We start from the raw sequence: 8116 nt of genomic DNA on the forward strand, positions 1-8116 counted from the left end.
GCAGGTTCCTAGCTTCCTTCCTCGCGAAACTGTTCGATTCTTTTGCGTAAAGTCGCTCGTGTAATACCGAGAATGGATGAAGTCTTGACCTGATTTCCCTTTGTCTCATCCAGGGCGCTTTCAATCATAGCTTTCTCAATCTTATTCAAAATACTCTCCTGTCCTTCGGCCCTGAGCTTGGAATAAAGCAGCAAATAAACTTCACCCAAGGATATATCAGAAGATGTAACCTGGGTTTCTTTCGACGAAATCGGACCAACGGAAGTTTCGGTATCAGAAGGTGCAAACGGAGGGTTAGTTGCGGTTTTACTTTCGAGGTTGTTTGTCTCAGCCCATTCACGGATTTCCGAAGGTAAGTCCTTTAGTAAAATGGTATCCCCCTGCGAAATCACTGAGGCACGATTAACAATATTCTCCAGTTCTCTTACATTTCCCGGCCAGGGATATTGAACCAGTAGAGACTGCACGTCGGAGCTGATTCTTTGCACCTTGCTTCGCCCCCGTTTCGCTAATCTCTGCAGCATGAAGTCAATGAGCTCAGGAATATCTGCACTTCGCTCTTTTAAATTCGGCAGTCGTATACGTGCGACATTCAGGCGATAATAGAGATCCTCTCTGAATTCTTTTTTCGCTACCAGGTCTTCGAGGTTTTTGTTGGTGGCCGTGACGAGGCGAACATCCACCTTAATGGTCTCACTCCCTCCTACTCGTTGAATTTCTCCTTCCTGCAGAACACGAAGTACCTTGGTTTGAGTGGACAATTCCATGTCTCCGATTTCATCAAGGAAGATCGTGCCGCCGTCGCAGAGTTCAAATTTTCCTTTCCGCATTTGAGCTGCGCCCGTGAAAGAGCCTTTTTCATGACCAAAGAGTTCGCTTTCAATGAGGTTCTCTGGAATGGCTGCGCAATTGACTGCTATGTAAGCGCCACCTGAGCGCAGACTATGCTGGCAAATCGCCTTCGCTATTAACTCTTTACCGGTTCCACTTTCACCCGTAATGAGGACCGAAACTTCGCTCGCAGCTATTTGGCCGATTTGCTTGAAAACCTCCTGCATGGGTTCTGAGCTACCCACAATTCCTTCTTTGTAGTCATCACTGTTAAGCAACGGTTTGTAATCTTCCGTGCTTTCACGGTCTGCCTTTGCTTTCAGGACATTGCCAATAAGCGACATCACTTTCTCCATATCGAAGGGTTTCATGATGTAGTCGAATGCACCGAATTTCATCGCTTCGATGGCTGTCTGAGTGGTCCCATAAGCAGTCATCATTATTACGTGATAACTGTCATTATCGCTCATCAAATGCTGGAGGGTTTCCAAGCCTGATATGCCGTTCATCCGGTTATCCAGGAAAATGACGTCAGGCTTTTCCTTGGCAGCGACTTTTATCCCTTCTTCTCCGCTTCCAGCTTCGACGACCTTAAATTTATGGTTCTGTAATACCCGGGTTAATGAATATCTTATTTCATCGTCGTCATCGATGATCAGGATTTTGGCAGAGCTATCTTCCATTTTGGCGATATTGGGTTGGTAGTTATTTCATTCAACTACAGCAGGAATTTTGCCATTGCATAAGCTAAACCAAACGTGGGTCAATTCTCATATCTTGCCAACAAATTGCGCAAATAATCATGGACCCCATTTTTGAAGACGACCACCTGCTTGTTATAAACAAGAAACCCGGATTTATCGTTGAAGGGCCTGCCAGGAATGGACTGGAGTCACTCAGCACTATATTGTCCTCCAAGCTGGGAAAACCCGTTCATGCCTGCCATCGATTGGATAAAGACACCACGGGGGTTGTGGTGTTTGCCAAAAATAAAGCAGCTCTATCCGCAATCTCTGAGCAATTTGCCAGGCGCCAGGTTCGTAAAACCTACCTGGTTTGCGTAGACGGTGAATGGGACAAAGGCTGGAATCGTGTCCAAACGAAGATCCTCCGAACCGACGAGCAGCAAATGGCCAATTCAACTGAAGGAAAGGACTCTACAACCACTTTTCGAAGACTTGCCTTTTGGAATAAAAGAAGCCTGCTTGAGGCATTGCCCAAAACCGGCCGCACCCATCAAATACGACTGCATTGCCTGTTTCACGGCTGTCCCGTTTCCGGTGATGGCCTCTACGGTTCCAGAACTGAAGATCAACCGTCTATGGCGCTTCATGCTTCACAGCTTAGAATTCAGCATCCGGTCAGCAAAGCCTCTTTACTTATCACGGCTCCCCTTCCGGATTATTGGCATACACACTGGTTGAAAGACTGCCCACTTGAAATTGGGTAGGAGCGGCTTTCTTTAGTCCTCCACAGCCTGCAAGGCGACGGATGGAACGCCGCGATCGCATTAAAGCCTCCCAAATCCTCGAAACCATCCGACTGTTCCAAGAGTGTCGCCCAACTCTTTCATTCCCCTTCTTCGCCCAAACGTATCTTTATTTCAATCTCCTGGAGAATCGAGGGATCCGTCTTCGCTCAAGAGCTTCGCCGAGACACGTAAACCCCTACAATTGCAAATCCGTAAATTCTGGCCGGATCACCATCCGACCGGTTTCTACAGCGATATCCCGCGTTTCCACGGTAGAAAGTCTTCCTGACCCAGGCGGACCGCTGAAGGCTTCATTTCTCCACTGGCAACTTGAATCACCATTTCGAAAAGCTCGTCGCCCATTTCCTCAATGGTTTTTTCTCCACGAATAATCGGTCCGGCATCGAAATCAATGATATCTCTCATCTTTTTCGCCAGCTCAGTGTTGGTGGACATTTTGATGGTCGGTGCCACCGCGTTCCCCGTGGGGGTTCCCAGTCCTGTGGTAAAAATAATGATGTTCGAACCCGCACCTGCCAGAGCGGTCGTCGATTCCACATCTCCGCCGGGTGTGCAAAGCAGATTGAGTCCTGGTTTCGTGGCCCATTCCGGGTAATCGAGAACATCGACTATAGGAGAGGTTCCGCCCTTTTTGGCTGCCCCGGCGGACTTGATGGCGTCAGTTATCAATCCATCCGCAATATTGCCAGGAGAAGGATTGGCGTAAAATCCAGAGCCAGCCTCTTCAGCACGTTGAGAATAAATATTCATCAGATCCTGAAATCGTTTGGCCACTGAATCCGAAACGCAGCGACTGACGAGCTCTCCCTCAACTCCGCAGAGTTCAGGGAATTCTCCCAAGATGGGCTTGCCGCCCAAAGCGACCAGCGTGTCTGACATGTGACCCAGGGCTGGATTTGCCGATAAGCCGGAAAAACCGTCGGAGCCTCCGCACTCCAATCCAATGGTCAGCTTGGATAGTGGGGCTGGTTTTCGTTCCAGTTTATTGATCTGATCAAGACCAACAAAAATCTCCTTTAAGGCCTGAGTGAGCATCGCCTGCTCAGATCCAGTTTTTTGCTGGGTGTGAATATGAAGCGGTTTATCAAAATTCGGATCCCGCTTTTTGATCTCTTCTTCCAGGCGCCACACTTCTGCCTGCTGACAACCCAAACTCAACACCGTGGCTCCAGCCACATTCGGATGAGTAATGTATCCTGCAAGTAACCCACAAAGCGTATGAGAATCCGAGGGGACCGAACCGCAGCCAGCACCATGTAGAAGAAATCTAACGCCGTCTACATTTGGAAATGGTCGGCTACTTGCCTTCTTTTCAGAGGGTAATTCTTCTGCTAACCAAACTTCGGGAGGCGCTCCCTGTTCCCGCAAATAGGCCATGCGTTTGAATAAACCTTCGTAGCGGCTCCGCTGGCCCATGCCGAGCGTTTCGGAAATCGCTTCCCGCATTACATTGATATTTCTGTTTTCACAAAAAACCAATGGAACGACCAACCACACATTCTGAGTTCCAACTTGTCCATCTGAACGATGATAGCCGTTAAAGGTCCGCCCTTCCCATTTTGAGACATCGTGTGCTTGCCAGGTTGGCGCACTTGCACGGCTCTCAGCGGAATAAGTATCCGTTTCGTGTTTAAGATTTTTAATGGTTATTAAGCCGCCTACCGGAATGTCAGTCTCTGCTACTCCCACGGTTACACCATACATGTGCACCCGGTCTCCTTTCTGGAAATCGCGCAACGCGACCTTGTGCTTTGCTTTGATAGTCTCAATGGCAGTTACTCCATCAGATACATAAGTACCTGCTTGTAAATCGGTTAAAGCGACAGCTACGGTGTCACGCGGATCTATGACGATAGTATTTTTCATGAAGAATTTTTGGTCTTAATAACGAAAGCGCTTAGGCGGAAATGTCCGCAACAAAATTTGCAAAGGAATTATAGGCTTTCAACTTAGTCGATGCAGTTTCGCAATTGTCTTTTGTCGCCAGTCCGGTTGTTTCAGCCAGAAACAGGATGTATTCGGCAACTTTCACTGCGTACCGTAATCTGCCTTCATCGCTAATCGAATAAAATCTAGACCGTTGATTGTAGCCGGCTGGGGAATGATCGCCCAGTGCCGATTTCTCTGCCCGGCCTTCAGCAGCCAACACGTAGAGGAAATTATATTCGAACCAAAACATATGATTCGGATTGGGTGTCAGAGATTCCAGGGAAGCCAGGCAAGTAGTTTTGGATTCAAAAACATTCGTATCAGCTTTCTCAAGATTGAGTGCATTAACAATAAACTCCCGAGCCATTTTTTTCTCTGTTTCATCACTGCTAAAAGCGCCCTCAACCGCGAGTTGAATAGTGAATTGATACCAATCATTCCAGAGTTTCAAGTCACCGGCATCCGACGACTCGCTCAGCGCAACTCCCATTTCGTAGGTGTACCGTCCGCTCGTTTTGATTTCGAGATTTTGATCCGTTACCTGTCCCATAACCTGGTAATTCTCTGCAGATTTTCCAGAACCGGAATGAAACCCTATGCTAACGCCAAAGGCTTTACATACCACCCATTGCTTTTCGATCATCGATCGAAGTTTCTCGTTATCAGGATACGGCGTGTTCTTTTGAAAACCGAAAGCAGGAGCCACAAAATTAACCGGCATGTCCATTGCTTCGCAAAGCGCCAGCATAATGGCCGTGGTCTCTTGAGTGGTTAATCCAGGTAGTTCATCGATTGACAACTCTCGTAAGTAAGCCCTGCCGACTACCGTTGAAAAAGCTTTCTCTCGAGCAATTCGATACTTTCCATCACGCACCTTCATTTTCTTCATTGAAGGCCATACATAGCAAAGCAACTCATTGAATCGTGCTTCATTTAAATCAATGCCTACTTCCGCAACACGTTTACGTACTGTTGAAACAAGAAACGAATCAATCTCAGTCTTCACGTAGCATTCCCGGGATTCTTGTGATTCAGAAATTTTGGTTAAGGACAACTCAGGCGATAGATCGAATGTAATGTAGGAAGCAAACAGGCATCCCGATACCAACGCATCTTCACGGCCATCGAATTTACCACCGATCGGCTGGTGATCCGCATTAAAGCTCCAGGAAATACGTCGTTGGTGAAAGCCGGTTTTTAGTTTGGCTAATACACAACCATGACTCATTCCCTCAACCGACTGCCCTTGGTGACCTTCCGGCACATCTGTTCCAATAAACGGAAAAGGCACTGTTTCCAATTCATCCGCCAGCATGACGTTCACGTCGTAAACCAGCTCGCGAGGAATGCTGTTTTGATTGGCTGTCATTCCAATCCCCAGATTGGCCATCGCCCAGTCAACACCCGACCAATGAAGCGTCGTAAATCGAGCACCGATTCCCAGGGTGCTACTTCCCAATTGATCGGAGGTCCGAGGGAAAATAGTGCACTCGCAAGCACATTCCTGAGCAATATTCTTAACCTTGATCAGGTTTTCAAAGCTCGCCGGAAAATAGGTTTTCGAACCTATAACGACACCGTCGGCCAAAAGACCAAGTCCATCCCCTTCGGCAGCTAATAAACACCAGGCATGATCTCCGGCGGCATCCTCAACCAAACTCCAGAGTCCAGCTACTGTCGTAAACTTACTTGCTGGATATTCTGTAATGGAATTATTCGAAGCAATATTTGCCTGCAATGAAGCCCAATCCAGACAAAAGTCAGGACTGATACAGGGGTTGTTTGAGATCCTCAATCGGTTCTCGAGTAAGAAAGAATTAATGGCACTCATAGATTTAAAAAGGCAAAGATGTGCACACCGCTTTGAGTTTCAAAGAAAATTCTACTTAAATATGAAATTCCAATGAGAATCCTCCAGTTCATTTTACTTGTCGGGACTTCATCCTGATGTTTCAAAAAATCAAGATGTGATGTAGAGCACGTGTCTCGGCACAGCCTTTAGGCGACGACGGAAGGCGCAGTCTGCAAGCAAGAGCGGGAGCGTAGATAACTACGTGACCAAACGGGTTGCGGGCTCGAACACAGCTCTACGCGCATGTCGGTTTTAGCCTTCGGAAGTGCGTTTTCGTGAGTTCAAATTTTGAGCGGTTTCCAAATCCTATACAAATTCTCATTACACACTTATTTATATTAGATTATCTTGCACTTTCGAAGGCGTTTGAAACGTTTGGATTGACTTAGATTAGATTACTCCTTTCATCCCATTTTTCAAAATTGTCAGGGTAGCTCAGTGGTAGAGCAGGAGACTCATAAGCTCTTGGTCGGCAGTTCAACTCTGCCCCTTGACACCATTTCTCTTTCCATAGCCTCCGCAATAGCGGGGGCTTTTCATTGTGCCTGGCGCTGGGACGGGCATCGTTGACAATGTATTGCCTACGGCAATAGTTGTCGTCGCATTCGCTCCTCGAAACTGCCCCTTGACACCATCCTTCGCTTTGAGCGCAGCGTAAAGAGAAGGATTTCACGCCGTAAGCCCGGTAGGGCGAAGGCGGACCAATCGTAAATTCCCACAACCGCTGCTCGAAGACTACGGCTTGGCATGCCATCCTCAGAATCAGATTTTTTCTACGTTTACATACTCGTATGTGAAAAGGATCCCTGTCGGCATTACACAGGTTGCACAACCAATTTGGCTATGCGGCTAAAAAAGCACAACATTGGCGGCGTTCCTCATACTTCAAAATACAGACCATGGAAGATCGAAACAGTAGTTAGGTTTCGAAATAAAGAAAAAGCCCATGCTTTCGAGGCTTATTTAAAATCTGGATCCGGACGGCAGTTTGCTCACATCAGTATAAAGACATCAGTATAAAGGGTCCATCAGTATAAAGAATCAGAGAATCAGTACAAAGGGGAATCAGTACAAAGGGTCAATCCAATACTTAAGGCGTCAGTATAAAGGGCGTCAGTATAAAGGGTCAATCCAATACTTAAAGCGTCAGTATAAAGGGTCAATCCAATACTTAATACTATTGCCCTCAATGGGTGCATAGATACTCTCCTTATTTGATGGCCAGGAAAGTTAGATTTGAGCAAGTGGGTGGGTTATACGACGTGATCAACCGAGGCAATTATCGTACTTGGGTGTTCGAGACCGAAGGAGCCAGGAAATCCTTCGAGAATACGCTTCTTGAAGCTTGCGAACGTTCTGGGTGGATCCTGCATGCCTATTGCGTAATGGGTAACCACTACCATCTTGCTGTGGAGACTCCCGAGCCCAATCTGAGTGAGGGGATGCGTTGGCTGCAAAGCGTCTTCGCGATGCGTTTCAATCGTTATCGTAAAGAGAACGGACATATCTTCCAGGGCCGCTATAGGAGTATTGTGGTAGGGGATGCGGAACGCCTGGGCTGGCTTTGCCATTACATTCATTTAAATCCGGTCAGAGCTGGGATCTGCTCTGTGGCGGATTTGCCTGCCTATAGGTTTTCCAGCTTCGCCCAACTTTGGGACAAGCGCAAGCGTCCCCCGTGCCTATTCTTGGATACCTGCCTTGATTCGGCGGGTGGTTTAAAGGACACACCAGCTGGGCGTCGCAAATACCAGGAGTATCTGAAATGGTTGGCGGAGGATGAACCGTGTCAAAAGGAGATGGAATTCCAGAAGATGAGCAAGGGTTGGGCACTTGGGACTAAAGTCTTTCGGGAGAGTCTGCTCAAGGAGGAAAAGGCTCTGAAGGCTTGCATGGCCTTGGGAGTGAACGAAGCCAGAGAAATGCGTGAAGTGGCGTGGAGTCTGAGGCTCAGAACCTGCCTAAAGATCCTGGGGAAAAGGCGCTCCGAGATTGAAGCCGAGCTGAAGTCA

At 47.5% G+C, this 8116-nt stretch carries 6 protein-coding genes and 1 tRNA gene; 4 read left to right on the plus strand and 3 right to left on the minus strand.

Annotated elements, in window-relative coordinates:
- Positions 1–8 precede the first annotated feature (8 nt).
- Entirely contained in the window at positions 9–1514 is a 1506-nt protein-coding gene (locus tag O3C43_04710; protein MDA1065785.1) for a sigma-54 dependent transcriptional regulator, read from the minus strand.
- 119 nt (positions 1515–1633) lie between these two features.
- Here O3C43_04710 and O3C43_04715 point away from each other — a divergent pair, with 119 nt between their 5' ends.
- Complete coding sequence (locus O3C43_04715; GenBank protein MDA1065786.1) at positions 1634–2281, plus strand: RluA family pseudouridine synthase; 648 nt, start codon at positions 1634–1636, stop codon at positions 2279–2281.
- A gap of 267 nt (positions 2282–2548) precedes the next feature.
- Here O3C43_04715 and O3C43_04720 read toward each other — a convergent pair whose 3' ends face one another.
- Together O3C43_04720 and O3C43_04725 are read right to left on the minus strand one after the other, a co-directional pair.
- The gene (locus O3C43_04720; GenBank protein ID MDA1065787.1) at positions 2549–4189 is read right to left on the minus strand and encodes an altronate dehydratase family protein; all 1641 of its coding nucleotides are present in this window, start codon (positions 4187–4189) and stop codon (positions 2549–2551) included.
- A 31-nt stretch (positions 4190–4220) separates the two neighbouring features.
- Entirely contained in the window at positions 4221–6083 is a 1863-nt protein-coding gene (locus tag O3C43_04725; GenBank protein MDA1065788.1) for a tagaturonate epimerase family protein, read from the minus strand.
- 445 nt (positions 6084–6528) lie between these two features.
- On the opposite strand from O3C43_04725, the gene O3C43_04730 reads away from it, so the two are divergent.
- The 3 genes from O3C43_04730 to O3C43_04740 all read left to right on the plus strand — a co-directional run.
- Positions 6529–6603, plus strand: a tRNA-Met gene (locus O3C43_04730).
- A 248-nt stretch (positions 6604–6851) separates the two neighbouring features.
- Positions 6852–7124, plus strand: coding sequence for a GIY-YIG nuclease family protein (locus O3C43_04735; protein ID MDA1065789.1), 273 nt, complete (start codon positions 6852–6854; stop codon positions 7122–7124).
- Between the two features lie 197 nt (positions 7125–7321).
- Positions 7322–8116, plus strand: a 795-nt coding sequence (locus tag O3C43_04740; GenBank protein ID MDA1065790.1) for a transposase, incomplete at its 3' end; no start/stop codon positions are given.

This window comes from Verrucomicrobiota bacterium, from assembly GCA_027622555.1.
Taxonomy (GTDB): Bacteria; Verrucomicrobiota; Verrucomicrobiia; order Opitutales; family UBA2995; genus UBA2995.